General features: G+C 73.5%; 13 protein-coding genes. 9 read left to right on the top strand and 4 right to left on the bottom strand.

All coding sequences use genetic code 11. The features are described from left to right. Positions 1-17 precede the first annotated feature (17 nt). Positions 18-1,304, bottom strand: coding sequence for a benzoate/H(+) symporter BenE family transporter (locus D7223_RS09865; protein WP_120727398.1), 1,287 nt, complete (start codon positions 1,302-1,304; stop codon positions 18-20). 65 nt (positions 1,305-1,369) lie between these two features. On the opposite strand from D7223_RS09865, the gene D7223_RS09860 reads away from it, so the two are divergent. From D7223_RS09860 to D7223_RS09825, 8 genes are all read left to right on the top strand, one after another. Continuing rightward, positions 1,370-1,939 (top strand): helix-turn-helix domain-containing protein, encoded by a 570-nt coding sequence (locus tag D7223_RS09860; RefSeq protein ID WP_120727395.1) that lies wholly within the window; start codon positions 1,370-1,372, stop codon positions 1,937-1,939. An 86-nt stretch (positions 1,940-2,025) separates the two neighbouring features. Next, positions 2,026-2,745: a PP2C family protein-serine/threonine phosphatase gene (locus D7223_RS09855; protein WP_120728140.1), complete on the top strand. Its 720-nt coding sequence runs from the start codon at positions 2,026-2,028 to the stop codon at positions 2,743-2,745. 81 nt (positions 2,746-2,826) lie between these two features. After that, positions 2,827-3,165: a PadR family transcriptional regulator gene (locus tag D7223_RS09850; protein ID WP_120727393.1), complete on the top strand. Its 339-nt coding sequence runs from the start codon at positions 2,827-2,829 to the stop codon at positions 3,163-3,165. Beyond that, positions 3,162-3,980, top strand: a complete 819-nt coding sequence (locus tag D7223_RS09845; protein ID WP_120727391.1) for an ATP-binding cassette domain-containing protein — start codon at positions 3,162-3,164, stop codon at positions 3,978-3,980. Before D7223_RS09850 ends, D7223_RS09845 begins: the two co-directional genes overlap by 4 nt. After that, positions 3,977-4,669: a hypothetical protein gene (locus D7223_RS09840; RefSeq protein WP_120727389.1), complete on the top strand. Its 693-nt coding sequence runs from the start codon at positions 3,977-3,979 to the stop codon at positions 4,667-4,669. Before D7223_RS09845 ends, D7223_RS09840 begins: the two co-directional genes overlap by 4 nt. Before the next feature lie 53 nt (positions 4,670-4,722). After that, positions 4,723-5,922, top strand: coding sequence for a GNAT family N-acetyltransferase (locus D7223_RS09835; protein WP_120727387.1), 1,200 nt, complete (start codon positions 4,723-4,725; stop codon positions 5,920-5,922). Positions 5,923-5,958: 36 nt separating this feature from the next. Continuing rightward, complete coding sequence (locus tag D7223_RS09830) at positions 5,959-6,708, top strand: ZIP family metal transporter (protein ID WP_120727385.1); 750 nt, start codon at positions 5,959-5,961, stop codon at positions 6,706-6,708. A 193-nt stretch (positions 6,709-6,901) separates the two neighbouring features. After that, entirely contained in the window at positions 6,902-8,092 is a 1,191-nt protein-coding gene (locus D7223_RS09825; protein ID WP_120727383.1) for a hypothetical protein, read from the top strand. A gap of 63 nt (positions 8,093-8,155) precedes the next feature. Here D7223_RS09825 and D7223_RS09820 read toward each other — a convergent pair whose 3' ends face one another. Beyond that, positions 8,156-9,214 (bottom strand): NAD-dependent epimerase/dehydratase family protein, encoded by a 1,059-nt coding sequence (locus D7223_RS09820; protein ID WP_120727381.1) that lies wholly within the window; start codon positions 9,212-9,214, stop codon positions 8,156-8,158. A 40-nt stretch (positions 9,215-9,254) separates the two neighbouring features. Continuing rightward, a complete protein-coding gene (locus D7223_RS09815) occupies positions 9,255-10,040 on the bottom strand; it encodes a hypothetical protein (RefSeq protein ID WP_120727379.1) in 786 nt (261 codons plus the stop codon). Positions 10,041-10,264: 224 nt separating this feature from the next. On the opposite strand from D7223_RS09815, the gene D7223_RS09810 reads away from it, so the two are divergent. Further along, positions 10,265-13,357, top strand: a complete 3,093-nt coding sequence (locus tag D7223_RS09810; protein ID WP_120727377.1) for a tetratricopeptide repeat protein — start codon at positions 10,265-10,267, stop codon at positions 13,355-13,357. 59 nt (positions 13,358-13,416) lie between these two features. On the opposite strand, the gene D7223_RS09805 is transcribed toward D7223_RS09810, so the two are convergent. Further along, positions 13,417-15,000 carry a hypothetical protein gene (locus D7223_RS09805; RefSeq protein ID WP_147252623.1) on the bottom strand — a complete coding sequence of 528 codons (1,584 nt, stop codon included), beginning with the start codon at positions 14,998-15,000 and terminating at the stop codon, positions 13,417-13,419. Positions 15,001-15,027 lie beyond the last annotated feature (27 nt).

Raw genomic sequence — 15,027 nt, 5'->3', positions numbered from 1 at the left:
CGGCCTCCGGGAGGCCACTACTTCCGTGTTCGAGCACGATCTTCCTCAGGTGCCACCGCCTGCACGGCCGGCGCAGGCACGGCCGGCGCGGGCACGGCCGGCGCACGCACGGCCGGCGCGGGCACGGCCGGCGCGGGCGACGGCGGCGGGACGGGGCGGCGGCGGAAGAGCAGGAACAGCAGGCCGCCGGCGACCAGACCCCAGAAGGCCCCGCCGATGCCCAGCAGGGTGACACCGGAGGCGGTGACCACGAAGGTCACCACGGCGGCCTCGCGGGCGTCCGGGTCGGCGAGTGCCGAGGTCAGCGCGGTGGCCAGCGCGCCGAGCAGCGCCAGTCCGGCGACCGCCTCGATCAGCACCGGCGGGGCGAGGGCCACCAGCGCCGTGGCCACCCCGGCGCCGAGGCCGAGCAGGGCGAGCGCGAGGCCGGCGGTGACCGAGGCGATCCAGCGGCGGTCCGGGTCCGGGTGGGCGTCCGGTCCGGCGGCGAGCGCGGCGGTGATCGCCGCCAGGTTGACGGCGTGCCCGCCGGCGGGCGCGGCGACCACGCTGGCCAGGCCGGTGGCACGCAGCGCGGCGCCGAACGGCGGCCGGTAGCCGTAGCCGACCAGCACCGCCATCCCGGGTACGTTCTGCGCGGCCATGGTGACCAGGAACAGCGGCAGCGCCAGGCCGACCACCGCGGACGCCGACCAGGCGGGCGTGGTCAGCGCGAACGCCGGTCGGAGGCCGACCGCGCCGAGGCCGTCGGCCGGGGTGGTCAGCGCGATGGCGGCCACCGCCACGGCGAGCGCGCCGGGTACCGCCCACCGCCGCGCGTACCGGTGCAGCAGCAGCCAGGCGACCACCACCGGCACCGCCAGCCGGGGCACGTCGACGAGGGCCCGGACCGGCGCGGTGCACAGCGGCAGCAGGACGCCGGCGAGCATCGCCCCGGCGATCGGCTTCGGGATGGCCGCGACCGCCCGGCCGAGCGGCGGCACCAGTCCGGCGGCGACGATCAGCAGGCCGGCGACGAGGAACGCGCCGACGGCGACCGGCCAGCCGCCGGGTACCGGACCGTTGGCCACCAGCAGCGCCGCGCCGGGGGTGGACCAGGCGACGCTCATCGGCAGTCGGTGCCGCAGGCCCAGCCAGGCGGCGGACGCTCCGGACGCGACGCAGAGCGCGAGCAGGCCGGAGGCGGCCTGGGCGTCGGTGGCGCCGACCGCGCGCAGCCCGGCGAGGACGACGGTGAAGGAGCTCGCGAAGCCGACCAGCGCGGTGACCGCGCCGGCCAGCAACGGTTGGGTACGCCCGGCCATGCCACCCTCCCCCGCCCCGCCGCGTGTTCCGTTTACGGAACGCCTTGGTGTAGCACGATAGCGGGGTGCCGCAGCCGTCGCCAGACCGCCGTACCTCCGCCGCCGCGCCGATCACCGAAGGGGCGGGGTCGGTCGGACGGCGGGTGCGGGCCCTGCGCGAGGAGCGCGGCCTGTCGCTGTCGGCGCTGGCGCGGCTCGCGGGTGTCGGCAAGGCCACCCTCTCCGGCCTGGAGAACGGCACCCGCAACCCGACGCTGGAGACCCTCTACGCGATCACCGCGCAGCTCGGCGTGCCGCTGGCCGCCGCGCTCTCCGGCCCGTCCGAGGAGCCGACCGTACGCGGCGCCGCGGTCCGCGCCACGCTGCTGGAGGTCTTCGACGACAGCGACGCGACGTACGAGCTGTACCGGATGCGGGTGGCCACCGGGCCGGGCCAGCTCTCCCCGGCGCACCAGCCGGGCGTCACCGAACACGTCACCGTCTTCGCCGGGGTGCTGCGGGCCGGGCCGGTCGACGCGCCGCTGACCGCCGCCGCCGGCGGCCACCTCCGGTGGTCCTCGGACGTGCCGCATCGGTACACCGCCGTTGGTGACGAAGAGGTCCACGCCAGCCTGCTGATCCGTTACCCACGGTGAGCGCGGACCCGGTGTTCGCAGAGTTCGGCAACCTGCTCGGTGGTGTGGAGAGACGGCGGCGGGTTGTTCTTGGCAAGCTTGACGCCATGACGCTCATCCTCCGCTCGGCCATCCTCAACGACATCGGCCTGGTTCGGACCAACAACGAGGATTCCGCCCTGGCCGGTGACCGCCTCATCGCGGTCGCGGACGGCATGGGCGGGCTGCCCGCGGGGGAGGTGGCCAGCGAGATCGTCATCCGGATCCTGGACGAGCTGACCCCGCCGACCGCCCCGGACGAGGCCGCCGACGCGTTGCGCGCCGTGGTCAGCACCGCCAACCAGCGCATCCACGCCGCGATCACCGTCGACCCGGCCCGGGAGGGGATGGGTACGACGCTGACCGCCGCGCTCCTGGCCGGCGACACCCTGGTGCTGGCCCAGGTCGGCGACTCCCGTTGCTACCTGCTGCGGGACGGGGAGCTGACCCAGCTCACCCGGGACGACACCTTCGTGCAGGCGCTGGTCGACCAGGGCGCGCTCTCGCCGGCGCAGGCCCGGCACCACCCGCAGCGGTCGCTGGTGACCCGGGCGGTGCAGGGCGCGGACACGCCGCCCGCGGTCGGCAGGCTCGGTGTCGCGGCCGGCGACCGGCTGCTGCTGTGCAGCGACGGGCTCTCCGACTACGTGGAGCACGACGCGATCGGGCAGACCCTGGCCCACTACGGCGATCGGCAGCTCTGCGGCGAGCAACTGGTCAAGCTGGCCCACCAGGCGGGGGCGCCGGACAACGTCACCGTGGTGGTCTCGGACGTCACCGAGGTCTGACCTGGCCGGACGAGTCCGGCCGACGATGGCCGAACCACTAGGTGGTTGTGCCATCTAGATAGCACCGCTAGGGTTCGCCGGGTGGATTCCGACCGACGCGGGCAGTGGCTGCGCGGGGTGCTCGACCTGTGCGTCCTGGCCGCGTTACGGGACGGCGAGTCGTACGGCTACCAACTCGCGCAGGCACTCGACGTCGCCGGCGTCGGCCCGATCCAGGGCGGGACGCTCTACCCGGTGCTGCTGCGACTGCAACGCACCGGCCTGGTGACCGCGCAGTGGCGGGAGGGCACGTCCGGTCCGGCCCGCAAGTACTACCGGCTCACCGAGCACGGGCGGGCGACGCTGCGCCAGGACGGCAGCGCCTGGCTCGCCTTCGTCGCCCCGGTGAACACGATCGTCACGAAGGGGGTCGACGGGTGAACGCCGACGAGTGGCTGCGAACCTTGGCCGCCGAGCTGCACCAGCGCCGGGTCGCGGCCGACGCCGCCCGGCACGTGGTCGTCGAGGCCGCCACGCACCTACGCGAGGACGGCCGCGACCCGTGGCTGGTCCTCGGCCCGCCCGGCGAGTACGCGGCGGCGATCTCCGAGAGCATCGGCCCCGCTCCCCGCCCACGCCCCGGCCCGGTGCGGCTGCACGCCCAGGGCATCACCAAGCGGTACGGGCGGCACACCGTGCTGCGCGACGCCTCGTTGACCGTCCGGGCCGGACAGATCGCGGCCGTGGTCGGCGCCAACGGCTGCGGCAAGAGCACCTTCCTGCGGATCTGCGCCGGCCTGGTCTCCCTGGACACCGGTCAGGTGACCGTGACCGGTCGGCTGGGCTACTGCCCGCAGCAGGGTGGGACCGCCGACTTCCTCCTGCCCGACGAGCACTTTGTGCTGGTGGGAGCCGGCCGTGGCGTGGCCCGTGGTCCGGCCCGTCGGGCCGGCCGGACGGCGGCACGTCAGCTCGGCTGGGAGGCCGGCGGCGACGTGCTCACCCGCCACCTGTCCGGCGGCACCCGGCAGAAGCTGAACCTCACCATGTCCACCCTGAGCGAACCGGACGTGCTGCTGCTCGACGAGCCGTACCAGGGCTTCGACCACGGCACCTACGTCAACTTCTGGGACCAGCTCGCCCGGCTCCGCGACCAGGGGAAGGCGATCGTCGTGGTGACCCACCTGCTCAACCAGCTCGACCGGGTCGACCTGGTGCTCGACCTGACCGCCGCCACCAGGGGAGAGCGCGCGTGAACAGGCTCGTCACCGTCGCCGAGATGACCGCCCGGGAGCTGCTGCGGCGTCGCGGCGTACTCCTGCTTCTGCTCCTGATGCCGTTGACCTTCTGGCTGATCCGGCGGGACGCGTACGTCGGGCAGTCGGTGCGGTCGTTGCTCCTCGGCGTCAGCTGGGCGGTCAGCACCGCCGCGCTGTTCGCCACCGGCGCGGCGCGCGAGCTGGAACCCCGGCTGCGCCTGGCCGGTTACCGGCCGCACCACCTCTACCTGGGTCGCATGGCCGGTCTGTGGATGGCGGGGCTGGTCATCGCCGCGCCGTTCCTCCTACTGACCGTGCTCGACGCGCCCGAACTGCGGCACGGCGGCGTCGCGGTCGCGATGCTCTGCTGCGTCGGGGTGGCCGCGCCGTTCGGCATGCTGATCGGGGTCCTGCTCCCCCGCGAGCTGGAGGGGACGCTGCTACTGCTGACCGTGGTGGCGGTGCAGATGCTCATCGACCCGGCCGGCAGCGGCGCGAAGCTGACCCCGTTCTGGTCGAGCCGGGAGATCGCCACCTGGGCGGTGGACCACACCGACGACGGCTACCTGGCCCGGGGCGTGCTGCACGGGATCGTCGTCACCGCCCTGCTGGTGGCCGCCGTGGCGGCGGTGTCGAGCGTCCGGCTCCGCCGCCGCCGGCACCTGCGCCAGCTCCCGACCGGTTGAGCTTCCGGGCCAACCCGGTTGCGGGCGACGCCGGCCCGGGTTGGGATGAACGGATGACCATCCGCCGCGTGCACGCCGAGGAACGCCTGTCCACCAGCTTTCCGCTTCAGGCGTACGCGTTCGAGTCGTCGCCGATCACCGGGCCGCGGGCGGAGGAGTTCCGCGCGTACCTGCCCTACAACGAGGGCAACCGGACGCTGATCGTGGAGGAGGACGGCAGGACGCTCGCTGCCGCCTCGGCGATACCGATGCGGCAGAACCTGCGCGGGCGGGTCCAGACCATGGCCGGGGTCGCCGGAGTGGCCACCCACCCACTCGCGCGCCGGCAGGGGCACGTCCGCACCCTGCTGCGGCGACTGCTCGACGAGATGCGCGACGAGGGCCACCCGTTGACCGCGCTCTGGCCGTTCCGGCCGACGTTCTACGAGCGCTTCGGCTACGTCGGGCTGCCGATGGCGCGTACCGCCTCCTTCCCGGTCGCGGACCTCGCGCCGCTGCTGCGGGTCGACCTGCCCGGCGAGGTGGTCTGGGAGCGGATCGGCAGCGGCTATCCCACCTGGCGCGGGTACACCGAGCGGTGCCTGCGCGACCGGCACGGCTTCGCGCTGTTCCCCGACTACCGGGCGGCCGCCCTGCGGGACCGGGACGAACGCTGGTTGCTGACCGCCCGCGCCGGCGCGACGGTGACCGGCGCGGTGACGTACCGGATCGACGACCACGGCGGCACCCTGATCGCCGACGACCTGCTGGCCACCGACCCGTACGCGCGGACGCTGCTGTTGCAGTTCCTCGCCCGGCACATCGACCAGGTGGCGACGGTCCAGGTCCGGCTCCCGGCCGACGAACTGCCGGAGCTGTGGCTCACCGACCTCGACGTGCACGTGGAGGCGCGGGTTGCCCGGCCGGGTTCGTCGGCGCCGATGGCCCGGCTGCTGTCGATGGACGCGCTGGCCGGGCTGCCCGTCGACCCGGGTCGGGTCCGCGTCGAGCTGACCGGGGACCGCTGGCTGGCCGGCTCGTACCTGCTGGACGGCACGACCGGGGCACTGGAACTGGTGACCGGTCCGGCCGCCGAGGCGGGCGCCCCGCCGGTCGCGACGCTGACCGCGGCCGGGCTCTCCGCCCTGGCGTACGGGGTGCTCGACCCGGTGGAGGTGGCGCTGCGCGGGCTGGGCGACGTGCCGCCGGACGCGGCGGTGGAGCTGCGCCGTCTGTTCCCGCGTCAACTGCCGTACCTGTTCGCCGAGTTCTGAGCACGATTCGACCGGGCGGCGGGTAGGGTCCGCCGGGTGCCGGAATGGTTGCAGGCGGGTGGCTGGGGGCTGCTGGCCGGGTCTGCCCTGCTGCTCGGTGCGGCGGTGGGCTGGCTGGTCCGGGTGCCCCGACGGGTCATCGCGTCCGTCATGGCGTTCGGGGCGGGGGTCCTGCTCTCCGCCGTCTCGTTCGAGTTGATGGCGGAGGCGCACGAACGGGGCGGGATGACGCCCACCGCGCTCGGCGCCGCCGGGGGCGCGGCGGCGTACACCCTGGCCAACATCGGGCTCGCCCGCCGGGGCGCCCGGCACCGCAAGCGTTCCGGCGACGAGCAGCCCTCCGAGCACGACCAGCCCGGTTCGGGTTCGGCGATCGCGGTCGGCGCGCTGCTGGACGGCGTACCGGAATCGGTGGTGATCGGCGCGAGCCTGCTGACCGGCGGGCCGATCAGCCTGGTCACGGTCGTCGCGGTGTTCCTCAGCAACGTGCCGGAGGGACTGTCCAGCGCGGCCGGCATGCGCCAGGCCGGAAGGACCCGGGCGTACGTCTTCGCCCTGTGGACGGCGATCGCCCTGGTCTCCGGCGTCGCGGCGGTCGCCGGCTACACGCTCCTGGGTGGAGCGCCGCCGGAGGTGCTCGCCGCGATCACCGCGCTGGCCGCCGGCGCGATCCTCGCGATGATCACCGACACGATGGTGCCGGAGGCGTTCTCCGACGCGCACCTGCTGGTCGGCCTGGTCACGGTCGCCGGGTTCCTGACCGCCTTCGCCCTCTCGCACGCCTGAGCGCCGCGGCTGCGACGGCGGCTGCGGCGGCTGCGGCGGCTGCGGCGGCTGCGGCGGCTGCGGCTGCGGCGGCTGCGGCTGCGGCGTTAGGAAGGGACCCTTTTACAACACCAGGCGTTAATAGGGGGCCCTTCCTTACACCGCACGCGCGGCGGATTCGTCGGCGGGGCGGTCCGCCTCCTAGCATCGCGGGGTGCGCCTGAAGCCCGCTCTGCCCGCCCTGGTGGCCGCCGCCGTGTTGCTGACCGCCTGCGGTTCGCCGGAAACGCCCGCCCCGGCACCGGTCGCCGGTACGTCCGGTGAGTCGACCGCACCGCCCTCGGCAGGCCCGTCGGTGGCCCCGACGGCCCGCGCCGGCCTGGGCGGGTCCGGACGGACCGCCGGCCCGAAGCCGCCGGCCGGCGCCGCCCCGAAGGCCGGCAACCCGAACGGCGGTGCGAGCGTGCCGGCCGAGGCCCGTGGGGTGGACACGTCGAAGCCGACCCGCACCATCGGCACCGGCACCCCGGCGAGCTGCACCTCCGAGGCGGTGGTCAAGGCGGTGGCGGCGGGCGGCATCATCACGTTCGACTGTGGACCCGCCCCGGTCACCATCGCGATGAAGGCGACCGCGAAGGTCCGCAACGCCAACGGCCCCAGGGTCGTGCTGGACGGCGCGGGCAAGGTCACGCTGAGCGGTCAGGGGCAACGCCGGATCCTCTACATGAACACCTGTGACGAGGCGCAGGGCTGGACCACCTCGCACTGCCAGAACCAGGACCACCCGCAGCTCACCGTGCAGAACCTGACCTTCGCCGAGGGCAACTCGACCGGCCAGCGGGCCGAGGGCGGCGGGGGTGGGGCGATCTTCGTCCGGGGCGGCCGGTTCAAGATCGTCAACTCGACGTTCGTCCGGAACCGCTGCGACCGTACCGGCCCGGACCTTGGTGGCGCGGCCGTCCGGGTGCTGAGCCAGTTCGACAACAAACCGGTGTACGTCGTGAACAGCACCTTCACCGGCGGCTCCTGCTCCAACGGCGGGGCGCTGAGCAGCATCGGCGTCTCCTGGGTGGTACTCAACAGCGTGCTGCGCGACAACGAGGCGATCGGCAGCGGCGCGAACCCGGCCAAGGCCGGCACCCCCGGCGGCGGCAGCGGTGGGGCGATCTACTGCGACGGCAACGAGTTCACCGTCCGGATCGCCGGCACGATCATCGAACGCAACGACGCGAACGAGGGTGGCGGGGCGATCTTCTTCGTCAGCAACAACCGCACCGGCACGATGACGATCGAGAGGTCCACGCTCCGCCGCAACCCGAGCGGGAAGTTCGAGACCCGGGGCTTCCCCGGCATCTTCTTCCTCGGCGCGCGCAACCCCTCGGTCTCCGGGTCGACGCTGAGCTGAGGTGTTAGGAAGGGCCCCTTCTACAACGCCAGGCGTTAAGAAGGGGCCCTTCCTTACGAATCCTCAGTACGGGTTGCCGTGACCGGGCAGCGGGGTGCTGACCCGCAGGCCGCCCGCCATCGGCGGGGTCGGCGTGTCGGCCCCGTGCGCCATGCCGGCGAACAACTCCTTCAACGCGGCGAGCGCGTCGACGCGCGGCTTCCAGCCCAACTCGGTCTCGGCCCGTTCGCTGGACATCAGCGGCGCGTTCAGCGCCAGCTCCACCCAGCCGGCGTCGATCGGCTGCAACCGGGCGCGCCAGGTCAGCGAGGCGGCGGCGCGCAGCACCGGGGCGGCCACCGGTACCGTCCAGCCGTGGAAGTGCCGGGCCACCAGCTCCGGGGTCAGCACCGGGTCCGCGGCCAGGTTGAAGGCGCCGCGCACATCACCCAGAACCGCCCGGGCGTACGCGTCCGCGACGTCGTCGGCGTGCACCGCCTGCATCCGCAGTCGCCGGTTGGTCGGCACCAGTGGCAGCCGACCGAAGCGGAGCAGCCGCACCGGCACGAACGGGCCGAGGAAGTACCGGGTGATCTCGGTACCCGCCGCCCGCTGGAAGATCAGACCGGGGCGCATCCGCACCACCCGCAGCCCCGGCTGCTCCCGCTCGACGACGTCGAGCATCGCCTCCACCTCGGCCTTGTCCCGGCTGTACGACGAGCCGTCCACCCCGGTCGTCGGCCACCGCTCGCTGACCGGGTGGTCCTTGGGACCGGGCGCGTAGGTGCCGACCGACGACGCGTACACCAGGGCGGGCACCTTCGCCCGGACCACCGCGTCGGTCACCGCCCGGCTGCCGCCGACGTTGGTGCGGTGCAGCACCCGCTGGTCGTGGGTGGGCTGGATCTGCCAGGCCAGGTGCACCACCGCGTCGGCACCGGCGAAGACCTCGGCGAGCTGGCCGGCCGCGTCCGGCCGGCCGATGTCGCAGGAGTGCCACTCCACCTGGTCGTACGGCTCACCGGCGTCCGGGCCGGGCAGCCGCCGGGCCACCCCGACCAGCTCGACGCCCCGTTCCCGCCGCAGCCGCCGCAACAGGGCGGTGCCGACGTTGCCGCTCGCTCCCACGACCACGATCCGCATGCCCGACCCGTACCCGCTCAGCCGGGCTCCAACCGCGCTGTCAGCCGATGTACTTGCCGTTGCGGGTGTCGCCCGCCGCGCCGTCGTAGTGCACCTTGCGGTAGCGGTGCACCGAGCCCTTCTTGATCGCCTGCCAGTGGAAGAACGCCACCTCGGAGTCGTGTTGCTTGTAGTAGGTACCGAACGACTTGTAGTAGATCCGGTGCCGGGCGAACCCGCCGCAGTTGGCGAGGTAGCTGTAGGAGTACATCTTCATCCCGCCGTAGCTGGACGAGTAGTAGGTCTTCGCCGGGTGCCACACGCTTGCCGGGTTCGGGGATCCGGGCAGCTCGGCCCAGTTGTACGGGTCCCAGTTCAGGTCCCAGCAGGTCTTCGCCGCCGCCGTGGACATGCCACCCGATGTCGGCACGGCGAGGTTGTCGGCGACGACCAGGGACGCGACGATGGTCCGGTGGGCAAGCTCCGGCGGGGTCGGCGTGCCGGCCGGCGGCTCCGACAGCAGCGCCCGCGGGACCGGCACGGACCGGGGCGTGAGGGTCAGGTACGCCGCCAGCATGCTCTGCTTCTCGTCGTACGCCAGCGGCACGTTGCGCTCCATCTGCCCGTCCTGACGAAGGCCCCAGTCGCCGGAGGTCTCGTCGCGGGAGAACACCACCCGCACACCGTTCTGGTAGCCCAGCCGCGCCAACTCGATCTCGCGCTCCACGGGCTCGTCGTCGTACACCCCGGGGCCCGCCTTTTCGGCGGCGCTGACCGGCACGGCGTTGAACGCGGCCAGCGTCGGCAGGACGACCAGCACTGCCAGCAGTGCGCGTCCCGACGGCATTCTTGACATGACACTCCTCAGGATCGATCACGAGACGCGGACCGGGACGCTCGCGCCGGCCGCGTGCCTTTCCCGGTGAATCCTTCGAGGCGAGGTTCAGAGCGTCGTCAAGGCGGCGTCAAATACGCTTGGATTTCGGTGTCGTAACGGCGACGTTCGCGTACGCACGGCCGCCGGCACGGCGCCCAATAGGACATCGGCCGGCTTCGACGGGAAGGCACCGGATGGACGCCGCGGCGGATCGAGGGTGGAGCCGGCGGTGCACCTTCGTGGTCGGCGCAGCCGGGTACGGCAAGACCCTCGCCGTACGCGGCTGGCTGGGCGACCGCCCGGTGCGTTGGTGCGACGGAGCGGACGTCGCCACGCTGGCGACGACCGGACCGGACTGGCTGGCCGCCCTCGGTGCCCGGTCCGCGCTGGACCTGCCCGCCGACGAACCGGGCTGGCTCGTCCTCGACGACGTGCCGCGACTGTCCCGGCACCGGCTACAGGCGTTGCTGGACACCCTGGAGGGCCTTCCCCCGCAGCTCAGGGTGGTGCTGGTGACCCGCCATCCGCCACCGCTGTCCCGACGGCGGTCGGGGCTGCTCGCCGAGCGCGGTCCGGCGGATCTCCGGCTCTCGCCCGACCAGGTGGCGTCCGTACTCGCCGCCGACCGCGGCCGGGCCGACCCGGCACTGGCGGTCCGGGTCCATGCCGCGACCGGTGGCTGGCCGGTGTTGGTCACCCTGGCCGCCCAGGCGGCCGGTGCCGGCGGCACGGACTGGGACGGTCTTGCCGAGCCGGGGACCGCCGTGGAGTCCTATCTGGTGCGGGAGGTGTTCGCCGAGCTGCCACCCGAGGTCCACCGGCTGCTGCGGGACGCGGCGCACCTCGACCGGACCCACCCCGACCTGTGCCGCTTCCTGGGGCACCGGCACGGCGGCCACCGGCTGGACCAACTGGCGCGCACCGGCGTTCTCGTCCCCGCGACGGCGGGCGGGCCCGGGTACCGGATGGTGCCGGTCGTCGCCCACGTCGCCCGCCGTCGTTTCCCGTTGCCCGGGGCGGCGGTGCGACGCCTGCACGCGAAAGCGGCGGCGTGGTACGCCGAGCACGGCTTCCTCGTCCCGGCCCTCCGGTCGTACGCGGGGTCCGGTGACACCGGGGCGATCGCGCGGATCCTCACCGACCACGGCGCGGAGCTGCTCGCCTCGGGCGGCGCCGAGGCCGTCGCCGACGCCTTCCAGTCGCTGCCCGACCACGCCCGAACCGACGGCCTGCGGCTGCTCCACGGTGAGGCGCTCCAGATGCGCGGCGACTTCGACACCGCACTCGCCGTGTACGGCGCGCTGGCCGACCGCCAGGAATCCCTCGCCGCCGGGCTCGCCTGGCGGTACGGGCTCGTGCACTATCTGCGCGGCGAGCCGCAGTCCGCCCTTGAGGTGTTCCGGCGCGGTGTGCTCGATCCGCAGCCGTCCACCGACAACGCCCGGCTACTCGCCTGGACCGCCTCGACCCAGTGGACGACGGGTGACGCCGAGGCGTGCCGGGACAACGCCGAGCGGGCCCTCGCGGCGGCGGCGGCGATCGGTGGCGACGAGGCGCTCGCCGCCGCGCACACCGCGCTCGCCCTGGAAGCCAAGCTGCGCGGTGACCGACCGGGGGCCGACGAGCACCACGAGAAGGCGCTCCGGGCCGCCGAGGCGGCGCACGACATCGTCCAGGTGACCCGCATCCGGGCCAACCGCGCCTCCGCCCTGGTGGGCGAGGGCCGCTACCTCGAAGCGCTGGCCGAGGTGCGACCCGCGGTGGAGCTTGCCCACACCAACGGGTACGCCGCGATGCTCGCGCTGGCACTTCTCAACGAGGGCGCCGCGTGCTTCCGGCTCGGTCGGCTCGCCGAGGCCGCCGCGTGCTACGAACGCGCCGTGCCGCTCCTGCAACGGATGGGGTCACGCAAGGTGGCGTACCCCCTGGTGGGCATCGGCGACATCCACGCGCTGCGGGGCCGTACCAACCTGGCCCGCGCGGCGTACGAGGAGGCGCTGCGCGCCAGCGAACCCGTCAACGACCTTCAGATCCAGGTGCCGGCGCTCGCCGGTCTGGCCCGGGTGCTGGCCGCCGAGGACGGTGCCACCGCGTTCGCGCTGGCCCAACGCGCGGTCGAGTTGGAGCGCGGTCCGGACTCGGCGACCGCCCGGCTCGCGCTCGGCTGGGTGGCGCTGGAGATCGGCGATCGTGAGCTGGCCGCCGAGGCGGCGCTGACCGCGTCCGCCGCGGCACGGCTGCACCGTGACCGGGCGGCGCTCGCCGAGGCGCTGGAGCTTCGGGGGGCTGCCGCCACCGACCCGGACGACACCCGCCGCGCGTGGCGGGAGGCGGCGGCGACCCTCGGTGACATCAGGTCGAGCGTGGCCGCGGACCGAGTGGCGGTGCTGCTCAGCCGGCTGCCCGGCGCGGATCCGCAGGAGCGCGTCAACGCCCGGCTGGCCGCCGAGCGGCTGACGGATGCCGGAGTGCCGCCGCCGACGCTCAGCCGGCAGCACTCCCGCCGCGTCGCTCAGGTCACCGTCCGTACCCTCGGACGCTTCGAGGTGTTCGTGGACGGCTCGCAGGTGCTGGCCGCGGCGTGGCAGTCGCGGAAGGCGCGGGACCTGCTCCGGATCCTCGCCGCGCGGCGTGGTCGCGCGGTGCCCCGGGAGCAGCTCGCCGAGATGCTCTGGCCCGCCCAGGACCCGGCCCGGGTCAGTCACCGGCTGTCCGTGGCCCTCTCCACCCTCCGCGGCGTGCTCGATCCGAAGCGCCGGAGGCCCACGGACCACTTCATCATCGCCGCGCACCCGAGCCTGGCGCTCGACGTCGGTCACCTCGAACTCGACGTCGAGGAGTTCCTCGCCGAGTCGGCACACGGCCTCCGGCTGGCCGAGCAGGGAGAGACCGACGACGCACGCGCCACGCTCCTGCTCGCCGAGCAGCGCTACCGGGGAGACTTCCTGGAGGACGAGCCGTACGACGACTGGTCCCGACCGACCCGCGAAGAGGCACGTCGGGTCTACCTGCGGGTGGTCCGCACGCTGGCCTCGCTGGCGCACGGTGCCCGCGAGACCGACGAGGCCGTCCGCCACCTCGGGCGCGCTCTCGAACTGGAGCCCTACGACGAGGGCGTGCACGGCGAGTTCATCCGTATTCTGACGGCCGCGGGCCGGCACGGCGAGGCGGCTCAGGCGTATCGACGCTACGTGGACGCGATGTCCTCGATCGGCGTACCGGCCCAGGCGCGCGGAAAGCTGTGCGGCGTACTGGGTCACGAAGGTGCTGGTGGACCGGGCCGGTGAAGGTGATCCGCGCCCGGCGCGGTCCGGTCCGGCCTCGACGGGCCGGACCGGACCGGATTTCAGTCGGCGACCACGGTCAGCACCAGTGGGCCGTTGGGAATCGGGTTGCCGGCGCCGTTCGGGTAACCCCACATGCTCGTGTTCCCGGCCTGGTCGGTCAGCGAGAAGCCGATCGTGTACCGCCCTGGTTCCAGCCGGCCGGTCGACACCGCCAGGTGGAAGAGACCGGTGCCGTCGTCGTGCTCGCCGCCGTACATGCCGCCCCGCGAGACGCCCGTGCTGTCGTAGATCGTCGCGCTGAACCCGGAGACCGGGGCGAAGTCGTCGACCTCGACCGTGACGTCGAAGCCGAGGCCCCATGCGTCCTCGGTCTCCTGCTGCGTCCAGGTCGCCTTGGGCAGCGTCGCCGAGAGGACGACCGGCGCCTTCTCGTCCGGTGCCTGGGTGATGGTGAGGCCGAGGTCGGGGGCGCCGTAGGCGGTGCCGTAGAACGCGACGTTGCCCGCCCCGTCGGTCAGCTTGACCCCGTCGATCTTGCAGGAACTGGCCCAGCCCGACGGCACCCGGATCTCCACCGAGACGGTGCCGTCGTCACCCACCGTCGGCGTGCTCGACGGCTGCGAGCACCAGGACAGGTCGACGTCGACGGAGGCCAGACCACCGACCGCGCCGTGCGGCCGGAAGGTGAGCGCCGTCGACGCCTGCGTACGCCAGTTGTTGACCTGCGGATCGGTAAGAGCGAAGTCCGACGCGCTGACCTTGTCGTTGCGGCTCACCTGGACCTGCATCGGCCCCTCCGGCGACGTGTCAGCCCGGGTGTTGCCCCAACTGTCGGTCAGGTCGAGCCGGGCGACCCGCCACGTGCCGGACGGCGTCCCGGCCGGCACGACGACCGAGACGGGACAGTTCACCCCGGCCGGGTCCCAGGCCGTCTCGCCGTTGCAGGACCACTGTGAACCGCTCCGGGTGAGCTGGAACGTGGAACTCAGCCGGATGCCATCCGGGCCGGCGAGCGTGAGCTTGCCCTTCTTGAAGGCGGACTCGTCGACGATGTGCACCCGGTAGCGCAGCGTCACCCCGGAACCGTCGTCGTAGAAGCCGCGCGGCTGGTCGAAGTCGAAGTAGAACAGCTCGGCGCGCGGCCCCTCAGCGTCGACGAGCTGGGTCACGGTGAGCGCGGCCGGACCCGGGTCACGCACCGTGCGGGCGTGGGCGACGTCGTCGGCGATGGTCACCTTCGTGACCCGCCAGACCGTCTCGGCCACCGGCGCGAAACGCGGCACCGAGAACTCGTAGGAGTAGGTGGATTCCTGTGCCGTCCCGGAGCCCCCGACCTGCGCCCGCCCCCACTCCAGGTCGTAGCTGACCGTGCGGGGCTGACCGATCTGCTCGTCCCCAGCGAACTGGCGCAGCTCGACCACGCCGTTGATCCGCTGGGCCTTGGCAGCCCGGTTGGTGATCGTCCACGTGAGATAGACGCTGGCAGAGTCCGGTGTGACGTCGACCTGTGTGCGGTCGAAGGCGATGGAATCGACCTCCAGCACCGGACCGGCAGCAGCCGCCACGGCCGGAGTGGTGATCGACAGGGCGACCGCTGCAGCCGCGACGGTGGTGGCAAGCGCGCGGAGGCGCCAAGACTTCATGTTCTCTCCCCGTGGAACGAGGTCCCT

It is taken from the genome of Micromonospora endolithica, assembly GCF_003626595.1.
GTDB classification, from domain to species: Bacteria; Actinomycetota; Actinomycetes; order Mycobacteriales; family Micromonosporaceae; genus Micromonospora; species Micromonospora endolithica.
This window is presented reverse-complemented; position numbering and strand designations above follow the sequence as displayed.

Coding starts and splice junctions, on each gene's coding strand:
- D7223_RS09865 (WP_120727398.1), bottom strand. CDS start 1,304: ATGGCCGGGCGTACCCAACCGTTGCTGGCCGGCGCGGTCACCGCGCTG.
- D7223_RS09855 (WP_120728140.1), top strand. CDS start 2,026: ATGACGCTCATCCTCCGCTCGGCCATCCTCAACGACATCGGCCTGGTT.
- D7223_RS09835 (WP_120727387.1), top strand. CDS start 4,723: ATGACCATCCGCCGCGTGCACGCCGAGGAACGCCTGTCCACCAGCTTT.
- D7223_RS09820 (WP_120727381.1), bottom strand. CDS start 9,214: ATGCGGATCGTGGTCGTGGGAGCGAGCGGCAACGTCGGCACCGCCCTG.
- D7223_RS09815 (WP_120727379.1), bottom strand. CDS start 10,040: ATGCCGTCGGGACGCGCACTGCTGGCAGTGCTGGTCGTCCTGCCGACG.
- D7223_RS09810 (WP_120727377.1), top strand. CDS start 10,265: ATGGACGCCGCGGCGGATCGAGGGTGGAGCCGGCGGTGCACCTTCGTG.
- D7223_RS09805 (WP_147252623.1), bottom strand. CDS start 15,000: ATGAAGTCTTGGCGCCTCCGCGCGCTTGCCACCACCGTCGCGGCTGCA.